At 33.0% G+C, this 16331-nt stretch carries 18 protein-coding genes; 10 read left to right on the forward strand and 8 right to left on the reverse strand.

Annotated elements, in window-relative coordinates:
• Positions 1-9: 9 nt before the first annotated feature.
• From argC to argF, 5 genes are all read left to right on the forward strand, one after another.
• Positions 10-1053, forward strand: coding sequence for an N-acetyl-gamma-glutamyl-phosphate reductase (gene argC, locus GXK57_RS09675; protein WP_160675036.1), 1044 nt, complete (start codon positions 10-12; stop codon positions 1051-1053).
• Positions 1054-1134: 81 nt separating this feature from the next.
• Positions 1135-2352 carry a bifunctional glutamate N-acetyltransferase/amino-acid acetyltransferase ArgJ gene (gene argJ / locus GXK57_RS09680; protein WP_160675039.1) on the forward strand — a complete coding sequence of 406 codons (1218 nt, stop codon included), beginning with the start codon at positions 1135-1137 and terminating at the stop codon, positions 2350-2352.
• A gap of 33 nt (positions 2353-2385) precedes the next feature.
• Complete coding sequence (gene argB, locus GXK57_RS09685) at positions 2386-3234, forward strand: acetylglutamate kinase (protein ID WP_202127703.1); 849 nt, start codon at positions 2386-2388, stop codon at positions 3232-3234.
• A gap of 267 nt (positions 3235-3501) precedes the next feature.
• Positions 3502-4668, forward strand: a complete 1167-nt coding sequence (locus tag GXK57_RS09690; RefSeq protein ID WP_160675045.1) for an aspartate aminotransferase family protein — start codon at positions 3502-3504, stop codon at positions 4666-4668.
• Between the two features lie 282 nt (positions 4669-4950).
• Positions 4951-5883 carry an ornithine carbamoyltransferase gene (argF, locus tag GXK57_RS09695; RefSeq protein ID WP_160675048.1) on the forward strand — a complete coding sequence of 311 codons (933 nt, stop codon included), beginning with the start codon at positions 4951-4953 and terminating at the stop codon, positions 5881-5883.
• Between the two features lie 363 nt (positions 5884-6246).
• On the opposite strand, the gene GXK57_RS09700 is transcribed toward argF, so the two are convergent.
• The 4 genes from GXK57_RS09700 to namA all read right to left on the reverse strand — a co-directional run bounded on the left by GXK57_RS09700 (position 6247) and on the right by namA (position 8957).
• Positions 6247-6852, reverse strand: coding sequence for an isoprenylcysteine carboxylmethyltransferase family protein (locus GXK57_RS09700; RefSeq protein ID WP_160675051.1), 606 nt, complete (start codon positions 6850-6852; stop codon positions 6247-6249).
• Positions 6853-6866: 14 nt separating this feature from the next.
• Positions 6867-7271, reverse strand: a complete 405-nt coding sequence (locus tag GXK57_RS09705; RefSeq protein WP_160675054.1) for a hypothetical protein — start codon at positions 7269-7271, stop codon at positions 6867-6869.
• Positions 7272-7295: 24 nt separating this feature from the next.
• Positions 7296-7733 carry a LytTR family DNA-binding domain-containing protein gene (locus GXK57_RS09710; RefSeq protein ID WP_160675057.1) on the reverse strand — a complete coding sequence of 146 codons (438 nt, stop codon included), beginning with the start codon at positions 7731-7733 and terminating at the stop codon, positions 7296-7298.
• 207 nt (positions 7734-7940) lie between these two features.
• The gene (gene namA, locus GXK57_RS09715) at positions 7941-8957 is read right to left on the reverse strand and encodes an NADPH dehydrogenase NamA (protein ID WP_160675060.1); all 1017 of its coding nucleotides are present in this window, start codon (positions 8955-8957) and stop codon (positions 7941-7943) included.
• A 143-nt stretch (positions 8958-9100) separates the two neighbouring features.
• On the opposite strand from namA, the gene GXK57_RS09720 reads away from it, so the two are divergent.
• Entirely contained in the window at positions 9101-9436 is a 336-nt protein-coding gene (locus GXK57_RS09720; protein WP_160675063.1) for a helix-turn-helix domain-containing protein, read from the forward strand.
• A 285-nt stretch (positions 9437-9721) separates the two neighbouring features.
• On the opposite strand, the gene GXK57_RS09725 is transcribed toward GXK57_RS09720, so the two are convergent.
• Both GXK57_RS09725 and GXK57_RS09730 read right to left on the reverse strand, forming a co-directional pair.
• Positions 9722-10900 (reverse strand): acetyl-CoA C-acetyltransferase, encoded by a 1179-nt coding sequence (locus tag GXK57_RS09725; protein ID WP_160675066.1) that lies wholly within the window; start codon positions 10898-10900, stop codon positions 9722-9724.
• A 213-nt stretch (positions 10901-11113) separates the two neighbouring features.
• Positions 11114-11677: a TetR/AcrR family transcriptional regulator gene (locus GXK57_RS09730; RefSeq protein ID WP_160675069.1), complete on the reverse strand. Its 564-nt coding sequence runs from the start codon at positions 11675-11677 to the stop codon at positions 11114-11116.
• Between the two features lie 135 nt (positions 11678-11812).
• On the opposite strand from GXK57_RS09730, the gene GXK57_RS09735 reads away from it, so the two are divergent.
• The 4 genes from GXK57_RS09735 (at position 11813) to GXK57_RS09750 (ending at position 14590) form a co-directional block, all read left to right on the forward strand.
• A complete protein-coding gene (locus tag GXK57_RS09735) occupies positions 11813-12991 on the forward strand; it encodes an RHS repeat-associated core domain-containing protein (protein WP_160675074.1) in 1179 nt (392 codons plus the stop codon).
• A gap of 165 nt (positions 12992-13156) precedes the next feature.
• Complete coding sequence (locus tag GXK57_RS09740) at positions 13157-13666, forward strand: hypothetical protein (RefSeq protein WP_160675077.1); 510 nt, start codon at positions 13157-13159, stop codon at positions 13664-13666.
• Positions 13667-13849: 183 nt separating this feature from the next.
• Complete coding sequence (locus tag GXK57_RS09745; protein ID WP_160675080.1) at positions 13850-14242, forward strand: hypothetical protein; 393 nt, start codon at positions 13850-13852, stop codon at positions 14240-14242.
• A 183-nt stretch (positions 14243-14425) separates the two neighbouring features.
• Complete coding sequence (locus GXK57_RS09750; protein ID WP_160675083.1) at positions 14426-14590, forward strand: hypothetical protein; 165 nt, start codon at positions 14426-14428, stop codon at positions 14588-14590.
• Positions 14591-14850: 260 nt separating this feature from the next.
• On the opposite strand, the gene queC is transcribed toward GXK57_RS09750, so the two are convergent.
• Complete coding sequence (queC, locus tag GXK57_RS09755) at positions 14851-15510, reverse strand: 7-cyano-7-deazaguanine synthase QueC (protein WP_347709087.1); 660 nt, start codon at positions 15508-15510, stop codon at positions 14851-14853.
• Positions 15511-15739: 229 nt separating this feature from the next.
• Positions 15740-16330, reverse strand: a complete 591-nt coding sequence (gene folE, locus GXK57_RS09760) for a GTP cyclohydrolase I FolE (RefSeq protein ID WP_160675089.1) — start codon at positions 16328-16330, stop codon at positions 15740-15742.
• Position 16331 lies beyond the last annotated feature (1 nt).

Genomic DNA, 16331 nt, shown 5'->3' on the forward strand with positions numbered 1-16331 from the left:
GGATGTTAGGTGAACAAGTTAAAGGTTGGAATAATAGGAGCTACAGGATATGTTGGAATAGAGCTTTTAAGACTTCTGCTTACTCATAGTGAAGTTGAAGTTGCAGCTATTAGCTCTTCTTCCTTTGAGAAAATGAAAATTACTGATGTGTATCCAAACTTACTTGGGTATACATCTCTTATATGTGAAAGTGCCCAGGAGGTTATTGCTAAAAGTGAGCTTCTCTTTTTAGCACTTCCACATGGCTTAAGCGAAGAAATAGCTGATACTGCCTTAGCACAAGGTAAAAAAGTAGTGGACTTAGGAGCGGATTTTAGACTGGAAGATGAAAGTGAATATGAAAAATGGTATGGGAAAAAATTCTTAAATGGTAGTCTTCATGAAAAGTCTGTTTACGGACTTTGTGAAGTAAATAGAGAGCTTATTAAAGAATCTTCAATAATAGCTAATCCAGGATGTTTTCCTACATCAATTGCTTTAGCTTTAATTCCTCTGTTAAAAAACAAACTGATTAAGAAGGATATGATAATAATAGATTCAAAATCAGGGGTAACAGGAGCTGGAAGAGGACTTTCTTTGACTTCTCATTATGCAGAAAGTAATGAGAATATATCTCCCTACAAGATCGGAGGAGTTCACAGACATATTCCTGAAATAGAGCAAAGTCTAAGCAAAGCCTTTGGAGAAGAGATAAGAGTTGTATTTACACCACATCTCATACCAGTAAATAGAGGAATTCTTTCAACTATATATTGTGAGTTAAGCGAAGATGTTAACTACGATAAAGTTTATGAAACCTTAGTTGAAACTTATAACAATGAGCAGTTTGTAAATATATTGCCTAAGGGACAGATAGCCTCAATTAAGTCTGTAACCCTGTCAAACAACTGTCAGATATCAGTTCACTTTGATGACAGGACCAATAAACTAATACTATGCTCAGTGATAGATAACATGATTAAAGGAGCCGCAGGGCAAGCTATACAAAATATGAACATAATGATGGGGTACCCGGAGAATAAGGGACTAGAATTCTTGGCACCAGCTTTTTAACATCTAATTTTTTATTCTTTAGGAGATTATATTTTAGATAAAGCTATGGATAAGTATGCGTATATAGAAGGAGGATTAATAATGGATATTTTAGTAGGTGGAGTAACAGCGCCAAAGGGCTTTGTAGCTTCAGGTATACATTGTGGACTTAAAAAGAAAAAGGAAAAGAAAGACTTAGCACTGATATATTCAGAAAAGATATGTGATGCAGCAGCTGTATATACTCAGAATAAAGTAAAAGGCTGTCCTATACTAGTTACTGAGAAAAATCTTTTAGATTATAAGGCTCAGGCTATCATAGTAAATAGTGGCAATGCTAATACTTGCACTGGTGAAGATGGAATCATTAAAGCAAATAAAATGGCTGAACTAGTAGCATCGAGGTTAGGAATAAACAAAGAAGATGTGGTTGTTGCTTCCACTGGTGTTATAGGTGTTCCTCTAAATATAGAAGCTATTGAGAGCGGTATGGATGAACTTGTTAACAGCATAAACAAAAACGGAAATATCGATGCAAGAGAAGCTATTATGACAACAGATACTATTAAAAAGGAAGTAGCTGTTTCCATAAAAGTTGGAGATAAAAAGGTTACTATAGGTGCTATGGCTAAGGGATCAGGAATGATACATCCTAATATGGCAACTATGCTCGGTTTTGTAACTACAGATGTAAGCATAGACGGAAGATTGTTAAAGGAAGCTCTTTCTTACGCTACAAATAAAAGTTTTAACAGAATAAGTGTAGATGGAGACACTAGTACAAATGATATGGTATCAGTACTGGCAAATGGAATGGCTGGAAACAAAAAGATAGCAGATAAAGATGAAGATTATTATAAGTTTGTAAATGCACTGACTTTTGTATGTACTGAGCTTGCTAAACTCATAGCTAAAGACGGTGAAGGTGCTACAAAGATGATTGAATGTTATGTAAAAGGTGCTTTGAACGAAGAGCATGCAGCGGCTTTGGCAAAGACAGTTATTCAATCCAGTCTAGTTAAAACAGCAGTTTTTGGAGCTGATGCCAACTGGGGAAGAATTCTATGTGCTCTTGGATACTCAGATGAACCTTTGGAGGTAGATAAGGTTGACGTATCCTTTGACAGCATAAAAGGGTACTTGGAAGTATGTAAGAATGGTATGCCTGTACCTTTTAGTGAAGAAAAGGCTAAGCTAGTACTTGGCGAAAGTGAAATATCCATAATAATTGATTTGAAGATGGGTGAAGAAGAAGCTGTTGCTTGGGGTTGTGACCTAAGTTACGAATATGTAAGAATCAACGGAGACTATAGAACTTAATAGTTATTTAAAGAGGTGACAACTTTGGCAAATATAGATTTTAAAAAAGCTAATACCCTTATAGAAGCACTTCCATATATAAAAGATTATTACGGAAAAACCATAGTTATAAAGTATGGCGGAAGCGCCATGAAAAACAGAACTCTAAAAGAAGCGGTAATAAACGATCTAATACTTATGAGTTGTGTTGGAATAAATGTAGTTTTGGTACATGGCGGTGGGCCAGAGATAAATATATTCTTAGAGAAGATGGGAAAAAAGCCTAAGTTTATAAATGGATTAAGATATACTGACGAAGAAACAATGGATGTAGTACAGATGGTTTTAGCTGGGAAGGTTAATAAGGAGCTTGTATTTCTTATTAACTCACTGGGAGGCAAGGCCATTGGATTATGTGGAATAGATGGTAGTATGCTGTTAACTGAAAAAGTTAAGGGTGAAGAGGATTTAGGTTTTGTAGGTCAAGTTAAGAAGGTAAATACAGAAGTTATTGATAACAGTTTAAAGCAAGGGTATATATCAGTTATAGCAACTATTGGTATAGGGGAAGATGAAAAAATTTACAACATAAATGGAGACATAGCAGCAGCTAAGATAGCTTCAGCCTTAAAAGCAGAAAAGCTTATATTACTTACTGATGTTCCAGGACTATTAAGAGATCCAAATTCTGAAGAGACTCTTATTTCAGAAATAAGAGTTGGAGAAATCCCAGAGCTTATGGAGGAAAAGGTAATAAGCGGAGGTATGATACCTAAGATTGAGAGCTGTGTAGAGTCCATAAGGAATGGTGTTAAGAGAGTTCATATATTAGATGGAAGAATCCCTCATTCAGTACTTATAGAACTATTCTCTGATGAAGGTATAGGGACTATGATTTATTAGACTTGCTTAATATAAGATTATATCTGCTCACAGATTGTTTTTAGTCATCTTTATATAATGTAGAAGCTAAAAGGGCCATAAGATATTGGAAGGTAAAAATATAACAATTTAAATTTTCATATTGTAGTATTCTTAAATTGTTTAATTGTTAAATTCTTAAGAATTTATTGATTTTTCAAGGCTTTAGCACATATTACTAGTTGATGTTTTTTTGTAAATATAATAAAAAATTATGAAGTTTTAAGTTAAATAGGAGGTGCAAGCACAATGGACTTTAAAGAAAAGTGGAGTGAATTCTTCATGGATACTTATGGACAGTTACCTATAGCTTTAGTCAAAGGGGAAGGTAATTACCTTATAGATTCAGAAGGAAAGAAGTATTTAGATTTTACTAGCGGTATAGGGGTTTCCTCTTTAGGCTATGGCAATGAGAAGTTGAAGAACGGACTTAAGGAGCAAATAGATCTCCTGTTGCATACTTCAAATATATTTTATAATCCTGTGGCTATTGAAGCTGGAGAAAAGCTTATAAATGCAAGTAAGATGAAGAAGGTTTTCTTTGCAAACTCTGGAGCAGAAGCAAATGAGGGAGCTATAAAGTTAGCAAGAAAGTATAGCTTTGATAAGTATGGAGAAGGCAGAGGTAAGATAGTTTCTCTAAAACAATCCTTCCATGGTAGAACTCTTGCAGCTCTAAAAGCTACAGGACAAGACAAATTCCATAATTACTTCTTTCCATTTCCAGAAGGCTTTGAATATGTAGAGAAGAATAACATAGAGGCCTTAAAGGAAAAGCTTGATGGAACAGTATGTGCTGTAATGATGGAAGCTATTCAAGGAGAAGGTGGAGTTTATCCTTTAGACGAAAGCTATGTAAAAGAAGTAGCTCAGTTATGCAAAGAAAAAGATGTATTAGTTATATTTGATGAGGTTCAAGCAGGTGTAGGAAGAACAGGAAAGTTCTTTGGCTTCGAGTACTTTGATGTAGAACCTGACATAGTGACCTTAGCTAAAGGCTTAGGTGGTGGATTACCTATAGGTGCTGTACTAGCAGGTGAAAAAGTAGCAGCTGTATTTAAGAAAGGTGATCATGGTTCAACCTTTGGAGGAAATCCAGTAGCCTTAAAGGGTGCCAGTATAGTTCTTGATGAAGTGACTAGTGAAGGCTTCCTAGATGAAGTAGCCAATAAAGGCGAACTTATAAAGAACATAATAGAAGGCTTTAATCACCCTAATGTAAAAGAAGTCAGGGGAAAAGGACTTATGCTTGGTATTGAACTTGAGGTAGAAAGTAAGGAAGTACAAGAAAAAGCTCTATCAAAGGGTATACTTACACTTACTGCAGGAGCAAAAGTTTTAAGACTTCTTCCACCATTGACTATAACTGAAGAAGAGATAAAGGCTGGATTAGAAGTGCTAAAAGAATGCTTCTAAAAAGTTTAACTTTAATTACTGGCTCTGTTAAAGCACTGTGTTGAGATTAAGTAGTCAGTAATCCTATGATTAGATGAGCTTACGCTAATTACTGGCTCATATAGCATCTCCTTCATGAACACTTAATTTAAACAATATTATTAAACATAATCTAAACACTAGTCTTAAATATAACTAGATGTAGAAGTTTATAAATAATAGATTATTTATGCAGCAGATGTTAGTAGCTAAAAGGTAAATAGAAATTATATATAAATACTGATTATTTTGGGGGAAAATATTATGGAAAATAGGCATTTACTAAAGTTAAATGATTATACAAAAGAAGAAATAATGGAAATACTAGAGCTTGGAGAACAACTAAAGTACGAAACTAAACACGGAATAGCTCATGATCATCTATTAAGAGGAAAGACTTTAGGAATGATATTTGAGAAATCATCTACAAGAACTCGTGTATCCTTCGAAGTTGGTATGTATCAGCTAGGAGGTTCAGCCTTATTTTTGAGTTCTCATGATCTTCAGCTTGGAAGAGGCGAGCCCATAAAAGATACAGCAAGAGTTCTATCTAGATACGTAGATGGAATAATGATAAGAACTTTCTCCCAAAAAGATGTTCAAGATCTAGCTGAATACTCAAAAGTCCCTGTAATTAATGGACTTACAGATGAAGAACATCCATGTCAGGTACTGGCAGACTTACTTACCATAAAGGAGTTCAAGAGAAAGTTTGATGGCTTAAAGGTAGCTTTTATTGGTGATGGTAATAACATGGCCAACTCTTTGATGGTAGGCTGCTTAAAGGTTGGAATGAGCATAGGTATTGCAACTCCAAAGGGCTATGAACCTCCTGAACATGTTATAAAGGCAGTAAAGGCTGTGGAAGAAGCTTCAAAAGGAATAGTGACCTTTGCAAGTAATCCAGAAGAAGTAGTAAAAGATGCAGATGTGGTTATTACTGATGTATGGACTAGTATGGGACAAGAAGAAGAAACCATTAAGAGAAAAGAAGCCTTCAAGGGATATCAAGTAAATACTGATCTTATGGCTATTGCTAAGAAGGATGCGATGGTACTTCATTGCCTTCCAGCCCATAGAGGAGAAGAAATAACTGAAGATATACTAGAGCTACACGCGAAGGAAATTTTTGAAGAGGCGGAAAATAGACTGCATGCCCAAAAAGCAGTTATGGTTAAATTGATGCAGAAAAACTAATAAAGATATAATTAGGTGTCTTGCAATAGTCTCCTTATGTACATGAGGAAATATAGATACTAAAAAGTCCACTGAAGGGAGTCGCTTCAGTGGACTTTTTAAAATTAAGTGCTTATTATTTTGATACTCTAATTTCAACAATATTATTAAACATAGCCTAATTTTAATAACTCGCTGATATGTCACTTTCTTCATAGGCACTTAACTTAAATAATATTTATAAACATATCCTTTATTCAAGACAGGTCTAATATAGCTGTTTAGAGGTATTATAATTTTATCAAGAAATAAAAAATAATAATGAGTGTTGAAAACCTAGTGGATTAAATTGACAATCCTGTGGATAATTTATATATTATTAACCTACCATATAAAAGGAATTACTTTTTTAGTGCTTTTTATATATTCTATATAAGACGCCTTGAAGTTTTCGATTAATACAGTTTCTTCTATGCTAATCCTATAGCCATAGATTAATGAAATAATCACTAGACTTATAGCAACACCAATAACACTTCTAAAGCATAAGGCTATGCCTATAATGGTCAATATACTGCCGCTGTATGCAGGGTGTCTTATAAACTTATAAGGTCCAGTTTGAACTATTTTTTGGTTTGAATTAACCTGTACATTGAAAGTAAAGAATTTTCGTAGAGTCCATATAGAATAGGCTCTTAATGAGATACCAGCAATGGTGAATAGAGCTCCCAACCAGAAAAATGTACTTGGTAGTATTAAGAAAAGATTTTTTCTACAAAACATATTTATGAATACTATAGATGCAATTCCTAAGGTTATTAAGAAGAAAGAGCCTCTATCAGAACTTTTCTTTGTACCAGAGTTCTTTAAGTTTTCATAGGAAGTGAAAAGAAAAAATAATATCTCTGATACTAAGAATAAAGTGAAAACAATTTGAAAAACATAACATAGAGTGGTGGTCTCAAAATAAGAGTGCCCAAAAAGATACATATAAAATTCATCTCCTAATTTCTATTTCTTATATTCTGGTTTATTGTATCTGCATCAAGTTTTGTGGTTTTATATAAGGTTAAAATAGTTGTACCATAGGTTATGGATATAATGAAAAGTGCCTCTAATAAGTCACTTATAGAATTGATAGAAATAATATTCATAGGTATACCTATACCTAAAGTTACCAAAAAGCACAATATTAACTCGATTAGAATGTGTACAATTTGAGACTTTATATTAAGATTTTCCATAAGGAAAAGGATTATTTGAATCAAAATTATAAAGAATAAAGTACTGAGCTCTGACTTAGTTTGAATAGTTTGCCTGCTTTGAAAAAGGTGTGTAAAAATCGTTATTATATTTATTACAGTGAAAGCTATGCAGCCTCCTAAGATATATTGATTTATTCTTTTCATAATTACCTCCAATCAACTAATAATCTATGACCGTAATTTTTGTTTTATTTCTTGTACATAGCTTCGGTTTATTATGAGTTTTTCACCATTATATAGAGTTGCAAGCAGACGTCCATTTAACTGACCTTTGACTTTTTGAAGTTTGTCTAGATTTAGTATGCAGGCTTTATTTATCCGTGTGAATGTAGTGTTATATAGTTTGTTTTCCAATTCGTATAACTTCATATCACTTTTATAAACTTTATTTTCAGTATAGATGTATGTTCTGTTATCCACTGACTCAAAATAATAAATGTCTTTTGAAGAAAGTTTGAACTGTTCATTATTTATTGTACCTATCAAGGTTATTTCGCTTTCACTAAGTTCATTTACTAACTTATCAACATAGCTAGTTCTTTCCTTACAAAATATCTTGATTTCGATATCTTCTATTAAAGGATCCTCAATTACTGATATTCTCATAAACATCCTCCCTTCGTAAAAATAATAGCATAACCTTTTATCTATAACAATTAACATACATGTATCTTGCATATAAGGCATATTAAGTTGCAATTTATTGTTAATAACCTAGTGCAGAAATATAGAGAAGAGCAAAAAAATTCACTGAAGAAGAGTGCTTCAGCGAATTTTGCTATAGGTAATATGGTATTTATATAGATTATTATATTAATTAAATGCACCCTTATATTGTTCTGGATAGGAGATAGAGATACTTTTTCTTTTGGCTTCACTTAGTACAAAGTAAGGATTCCTCAAAAGTTCTCTTCCAATGGCAACTAAGTCAGCTCTTTTATTTGAAACAATTTCTTCAGCCATATTAATGTCTGTTATCAAACCTACAGCAATTGTAGGGATATTACATCTATTTCTTATTTCATCAGAAAAATTGATTTGATACCCTGGATATACATCAATAGATGCAGGGATTAAGCCTCCGGCACTTACATGTACCATATCTATGTGCTCCTTTACTAGGTTTATAGTTTCTATCATATCTTCTAGGGTAATACCCCCGTCCTTATAATCATAAGCAGAAACTCTTAGTAAAATAGGCTTTTCCTTAGGCCATACCTCTTTCACAGCCTCTAGGACTTCCTTTAAAAATCTTGCTCTATTCTCAATGGTGCCACCATACTCATCTTTTCTCTTATTTGATAGTGGTGATAAAAACTGGTGGATTAGATAGCCATGTGCAGCATGAATCTCAATAGCATCAAAGCCTGCTTTATCGGCTCTTAATGCTGCGGATTTAAATGAGAAGACTATATCTTTGATTTGTTCCTTAGTCAATTCTTTTGGTAAAGAGCTATTTTCATCAAAAGCAATTTCACTTGGAGCTAATAGATCACCAGAAGCTCCAGTATATTTTCTACCTGCATGATTGAGCTGAAGTGCTATCTTTGTGCCGTTTTGCTTAACTCCATCTACTATAGCTTTTAATCCATCGATATGAGAATCATCCCAAATTCCAAGATCTTTATCTGTAGTACGACCATTTTTCGTAACACCGGTGGATTCCACGATTATGAACCCTACACCTCCTAGGGCTCTTGTTACGTAATGAGTGTAGTGAAACTGATTGGCTTTGCCAGTTTCATCTGAAGAATACATGCACATAGGTGGCATGACCAATCTGTTTTTTAAAACTGTATTTTTTAAGGTATAGCTGCTAAAAGTATTCATAAATTTTCTCTCCTTATATTTGAAATATATTGTTTAATGTTAGTGTATAGCATATACTGTAATTAAGGAAGTAGTGATATTTTTATCATATAATTTCAAAAAAGTAAGTAATGTGATAAATACTCATATAGGAGGTTGAAAAAATGTCAGAAGTAGTTCTTGAAAGAGGTAATCCAGGGGAGAAATGTCCCATAGAAGCAGCTATTGATGTGATAGGAAGCAAATGGACATTTTTAATTATAAGAGATCTATTGATAGATGGAACAATAAGATTTGGGGATCTGTTGAGATCTCTTGAAGGGATAAGCCCAAAAACTTTATCTGTTAGATTAAGAGAACTTGAAAAGGTTGGATTGGTAGATAGAATTGTGTACCCAGAGATTCCGCCAAAGGTTGAGTATAAGCTCACTGAGAAAGGAAAGGAGTTGGAAAAGGTATTTATTGAGTTAAAAAGATGGGGGCTTACTATTTTGGAGTAGTTATGGTGCAGTAGTAAGAGTATCTATATTGCAATAGTAAGAGTAGCTAGAGGTGTTCTACTTTTATCTGAATTATATTTGCAGAAATCCTTTGCTTTCTAAGAGAAGGATTTCTGCAAATCTAAGGTTTATTACAAAGTAGTATAGTTATATTTATACAATAAACGGAAGTTTTAAAAATAAAGCAAAACACTACAATTAGTTACTTGAAGTGTTTTGCTTTATTAAGCTTGTTATATTAATTATGAACGAGCATATTGAAGGTTATGAATAAATATATTTTAGCTAATCTCGTTCAACAATCATAGCAGTTCCTTGACCGCCACCTATACATAAGGTTGCAAGACCTCTCTTTGCATCTCTATTTTTCATAGCATGTAAAAGAGTAACTAGTATTCTTGCACCAGAAGCTCCAATAGGGTGCCCTAGAGCTATGGCTCCACCATTGACATTTACCTTGCTCATATCAAGTTTTAGATCTCTTGCTATAGCTATACTTTGTGATGCATAAGCTTCATTTGCCTCAATCAAATCTAAATCTTCAGCAGTTAAATGTGCTTTATCTAAAGCTGCTTTTGTAGCATAAAAAGCGCCATAGCCCATTATAGCGGGGGCAAGTCCAGCAGAACCATAGGAAGTAATTTTTGCAAGAGGCTTTATTCCCAGTTCTTTTGCCTTATCAGCACTCATTACTATAAGTGCGGCAGCGCCATCATTAAGACCAGAAGCGTTTCCTGCAGTTACGGTTCCATTTTCTTTAAATATAGGTTTTAGTTTTGCTAAGGCTTCTATTGTATTTCCGAATCTAGGGAATTCATCAGTATCAAAAACTAATTCACCTTTTTTAGTTTTTATAGTAACAGGAACAATTTCTTCTTTGAATTGGCCACTCTTTATAGCTTGTTCAGCTTTATGCTGAGATTCTAGAGAGAACTTGTCTTGGTCTTCTCTAGACACATTCCATTGCTCAGCTACATTTTCAGCAGTTATTCCCATGTGATAGTTGTTGAAAGCATCTGTTAAGCCGTCTTTTATCATTTCATCAACTAACTCGTTATTGCCCATTCTATAGCCCCATCTTGCATTGTTTAATAAGAATGGAGCAGCAGACATGTTTTCCATACCACCAGCAACTATTATATCAGCATCACCTGCTTTTATTATTTGCGCCGCTAAACTCACGCTTCTTAAACCGGAACCACACACCTTATTAAGAGTAAGGGCTGGGATTTCCACAGGTAAACCTGCTTTTACAGCAGCTTGTCTTGCTGGATTTTGTCCTAGTCCAGCTTGTAGTACGTTACCGAATACTACTTCATCTATAGAGTTAGCATTTATTCCAGCTCTTTTTACAGCCTCCTTAATTACTATTGCACCTAAATCAACAGCGGGAACGTCCTTAAGAGTTTTCCCGTATGCTCCTATAGCTGTTCTTACTGCACTTACTATTACTACTTCTTTCATATCAAAATACCTCCTAAAGTTAATATATATAATAGACTGGTCTGTCTATTAGTTCGAAATTTAATAGCACTCAGATATATGAGAGCTTAACAAAAATAATATTTCAATTGCCTACTGGACAAGATTTTAAGAAATCAAAGCATATATATTGAATTCCAATAGATTTTGCTGAAGGGAAAAGATATTCAATATTTTCCCTTCATTAGTAAATAGTTAAAACACTGAAATAAGATCAGTTTTCATTCTATTTAATAAACTTATATCCTTACTAATGCGGTAATACAGTAAATAACCTTCATAAATTGCAAAGGCTTTGTTGGCCAATGCATCTATTTCTGCTTCAGGAGCATTAGAAAATTTTAAAACCTCACTAAAGATATCAATTAATTTTTTCATTGCCTTTGAATAATATTCTGCAAGGTCAGGTTCAGAAAAGGCAATTTCTAGTCCAAGTACTGCAAAAGGGCAGCCATAGTGAGTGTTATCTTCAGCAGATGCTATCATTTTATTCATTAAATCATTTATAAATTCAGTCCACTTTCTATTCTCAGCAGAATTAAGTACCATTGAACCAATTCTTTCCCCAAAGTAAAAACATACACTTAAGGCCAAGTCTTTTTTGCTTTTGAAATGAAAATAGAAGGAGCCTTTAGGAAGACCGGTACAAGCTAATATATCATTAATTCCTGTGGCATTATATCCATTTTTCATGAATAAACTCGAAGCACATTCTATTATATTATTTTTTGATTGTTCACCTTTTGTATTTTTTGCCACTGTAAGGTCTCCTTTTATCGTGTATTAATTTTTGTGTGATTATATTCTTAGAAGTCATCTTATTTCTAAGATGATGTATTGCTTAATTTAATAATAGACCAGTCTGTCTAGTTTGTCAATAGTTTAACAGACACTATGGGTAATACAGTAAGCTATGATTTTGATGAAAGCAAAGGGTTATTAAATAGTATAACTGACCCGAAAGGAAGTAAGACAAGTTTAAGCGATGGTCGTGTCGTAGGATTTAAATATAATGATGCAGGAATAAGAACAGAAAAGCGTGTAAATGGAGTAACTACAAAGTACTATCTAGATGGAGATAAAGTAATATCTCAGCAAGATGAAGAAGGTACAAGCATAAGATATAATTACGATGCTAATGGAAAACTAGTTAGCATTATACTAAACGGCACAGAATACTTCTATATAAGAAATGCCCAAAGTGATACAATAGGCTTAATAGACACTTCAGGAAACCAAGTAGTAAGTTATACTTACGATACTTGGGGAAAACTTATATCAATAACAGGAAGTCTAAAAGATACTGTAGGAGTTAAAAATCCTTATAGATATAGAGGCTATAGGTATGATACCGAGACTGGGTTATATTATCTACAATCAAGATATTATAATCCTGAATGGGGGAGATTTATTAATATTGATGCAGTAGATGGTAGCTTAGGTGAATTATTATCCCATAATGTATTTGCATATTGTGGTAATAATCCAGTTACTAGATTTGATCCAGATGGATATGACTGGATGGATAGCTTAATATCGTGGATATTCGGAGAATCTGGTAATAAACCATCGCAATCTCAAAAGATGTGGGAAGCATATTTTGCAGGAATTCAATCTGCCATAAACAACTTCGCTCAAGAGATTAGTTCGATGGTAGAAGGCTTATGTCGTAGTATAGATTCTGAAGAAAGAATAAATGAAATTGTAGGTGCATGCTCAGATTTTAATTGTTTCGTAGCAGGAATACAAGTTGAAACAAAGGACGGGCCAAAATCAATTGAAGATATAAAGCCTGGGGATGAAGTTTATTCTGAGAATCCAGAAACAGGTGAAAAAGAGTTTAAGAAAGTAAAACAAACTTTTGGGCATGAAGTTGATACACTTGTTCATGTGAGTATAGGGAATACAAAGCTAGATACCACAGAAGGGCATAAGTTTTGGGTGGTCGGAAAAGGGCAAGCACCTAAAATGAGTCCAACGAATTCTATATATGAGAAATTGGATAATGAAGTTCCTGGACTTGTTAAATCATGTACTTTCTATAATGATATTGGAAAGCAATTTAGTAGATAGGATTTTTATATAGGAAGCGATCCACATACACATAATTCGAACGGTGTGGATTTATATGACCATGAACATATTTTTCAATATAATTCTAAGGGTCAAAGAACAGGAGAATATGTTATTCCTCTATTCACAGAAGGATATTAATGGGGATACAAGGAGGTAATGATTATGAGTATTGGAGTATTTGGGGTTTTTCATATATCAGAAAATTATATTACTAGTGAAAAAATGACGGATTTATCGTACTTTATTGCTAAAAGGGCATTAGATTCAAGATTTTGGGTTAATCAAGGTACAAATGTAAGCGAAAGAACAAAATACTATATTAATAAAGTTCGAGGGAAAAATGAATTGGAAAAAGTCTTTGAGTTAACAGATAATCCCATGGATTCAAATGCAGAATGTTTATTTGGGGCTGATGGGATTGAAATTTATGTATGTGGCAATAGATTAGATAGTGGTGAAAGTTTAACAGTAAGGATGTCTATAGTTCAAGAATTTTTTAAATCAATATTGAGGACTGGTGATATTATTGAAATAGAATTATACATAAATATTGAGCCTGGAGACGAATATGATATTATAAATGTAGAAGTAGATAATTTTTGTGAAGTTCTATCTGAAGTATATAAAAATGAGGATGGATGGACACCTAGTATAAAGATTTTAATGAAATAACGAAAATACAAATTGATTAATATAAGAAAATATATTATTAAGGTTTTACAATAAGTAGTATGTCATATTAACTATATGGTCTGAAACTGAGAGAAATTTGAGTTTTAGGCCATTTTTCTTGATAATAAAATAAGTTGTTATGCAATAAATATAAAATACAGTATATAGGTATAGAATTTAATAATGTTAAAAAATTCATTATATATTAAAGTATACGATAGAAGAGGAATTACTTTACCGGAGCCAATAGGTACCGATATAGTTTATATTTTCACAAAATTAATGGAGGGGTTAAAAATATTTACTAAAATACGAGAATTTATCGATAAGTCAATTGATGGAACAGAAGTATGCATGGAGGATTTTATAGTTTATGGAGATAAAAAGGTAGACATAGTTCTTACAAAAGAATTTTATGCAATATCAATTTCTATACTTTCTAGTTACACCTATGATTGTTTTATATTAGAAATAATTTCAGATAAATGGATAAAAAATCATACTAAATATTATAGCAATATTGAAAGCATATTTAGTACGCTTAAAGAAGATGTGAATGAGTTTATAAATTTATAAAACCGCTGAAATAGATAATAATATGAAGTTTAGATACATTCATCACTGAAAAAGTATAAATAATCTCTCTGCATAATCTTAGAAGCTTAGTTGATATTACTTAACTAGCAGAATTTCTAATAGTAGATGGGATTACAATTGGCATATGCTTTGAGACATGAATGATGGGAACAGGGAATAGATATGCTAAGCAGGGATCCTGAAACAGTAATGCTTGCTGAACTTCAAATGAAGCAGATACTAGATGAAAAAAGTATGGTTGAAGGAGCAAGAGAAAAAGTAAAAGTTGAAGGAATGGCTGAAGGAAGAGCCGTAGGAATCCCTGAAGGAAAAGCAGAAGCAGCATAAGTAAACTTTATAAAATTAGGAGTTAGTGAATAAGTGGTTGAACAAAGAACTGGCTTAAGTATTGATAAAATAAAAGAAATTAAGATTAAATTAGAAAGATTATATCTGAATTAACATTATAGCTAGAAAATCTAAAAATGATTAATTTAATTAAGATATATATAAAATCAGGACTGAGCAGCGTTGAACGTTAATTCTTAAGGCACAGTCCTATTCTAATCTCTACGAATCTAACTTGAAGGATAAATTAGTTTGAAGTTCTATAGATAGCCCTTCTTAAACTCTAGATATCCGTTTTTTCTTAACTTGCAAGCAGGGCAGTCTCCGCAACCATTTCCTTTTATTCCATTGTAGCAAGTCAAGGTTTCATTTTTTACTATTTCTAAAACGCCTAAGTCGTGGGCTAGCTTCCAGGTTTCAGCCTTATTGATCCACATCAAAGGGGTAAGTATCTCAAACTGATAATCCATAGCAAGATTTAAAGTAACATTTAGAGATTTTATAAATACATCTCTGCAGTCTGGATATCCACTGAAATCGCTTTGAGATACTCCAGTTATTATTGTGTTTATATCTCTCTGTTTAGCAAATACAGCCACAAAGGTTAAAAATAAAAGATTTCTTCCGTCTACAAAAGAGTTTGGAAGGCCTTCTGTAGGAGCATTTTTATCAACGGTTATATCTTGTCTTGTTAAAGAGTTTGGTGCTAGTTGATTTAATAAGTTTAAATCTAAAATATGATGTTCTACACCATGTTTTTTGCAAATATCCTTAGCGCATTCTAGCTCAAGCTTATGCTTTTGATTGTAGTCAAAGGATACAGCTACAACTTCTTTAAATTTCTTCTTAGCCCAAAATAAACATGTGGTGCTGTCTTGTCCACCACTAAATACTACAACAGCTTTTTCTTTGTTCATAATTACACCATCCTTAATATATATCGTGTACTCACTTGTACATAGATTTATTTCATTTATTTTATACATAGACTAAATATAAGCAATGTAGTCTATAATTCATCTGACTTATTAACTATAGTTTTCATCTAAGAATTTCTAATTGTTTTTTAAGTCTTTTATTTAATATTTTAAAGGATTACTTAGCTTATACAGCATAGTGTTATAACTAATTTGAAGCGCTTTAGTTATATTACTTACTATAAAGCATAATCAACTTACTATTTAACATTTGATCTGTATTAAATCTACCTCTTAGTGTAGTGGTTATGGTTTTAGTTCCAGGTTTTTCTATACCTCTAGTGGTCATACAGCCATGTTCACCTTGGATGATAACTGCTACATCCTCAGATTTCGTTATCTTTTGAAGTATCTCAGCAATATCGCTGCCTATTCTTTCTTGAAGCTGAAGTCTTCTTCCAACCATGTCTGCTATTCTTGCTATCTTGCTTAGACCTATAATTTTTTTATTAGGAACATAAGCTACTGCGACCTTCATATTGTACATTAGTGCTAGATGATGTTCGCAATGGCTAAAGATTTCAATATCCTTAATAAACACCAAGTCATTTAGGTTTCCAGTTACATTCAAGTCATCTTCAAAGGTTACATTGAACATGTTAGCTATGTCTTCGTTGCTGTAATTCATTCCTTTAAAAACCTCTTCATACATCTTTGCCACACGTTTTGGCGTATTTAATAAGCCTTCTCTTTCTGGGTCATCACCTAAGGCTATTAAAATACCTCTTATATGTTCTTCAATTGCTTTAGTATCAATGGACATA

The organism is Clostridium sp. C8-1-8, assembly GCF_009928445.1.
Taxonomy (GTDB): domain Bacteria; phylum Bacillota; class Clostridia; order Clostridiales; family Clostridiaceae; genus Clostridium_AR.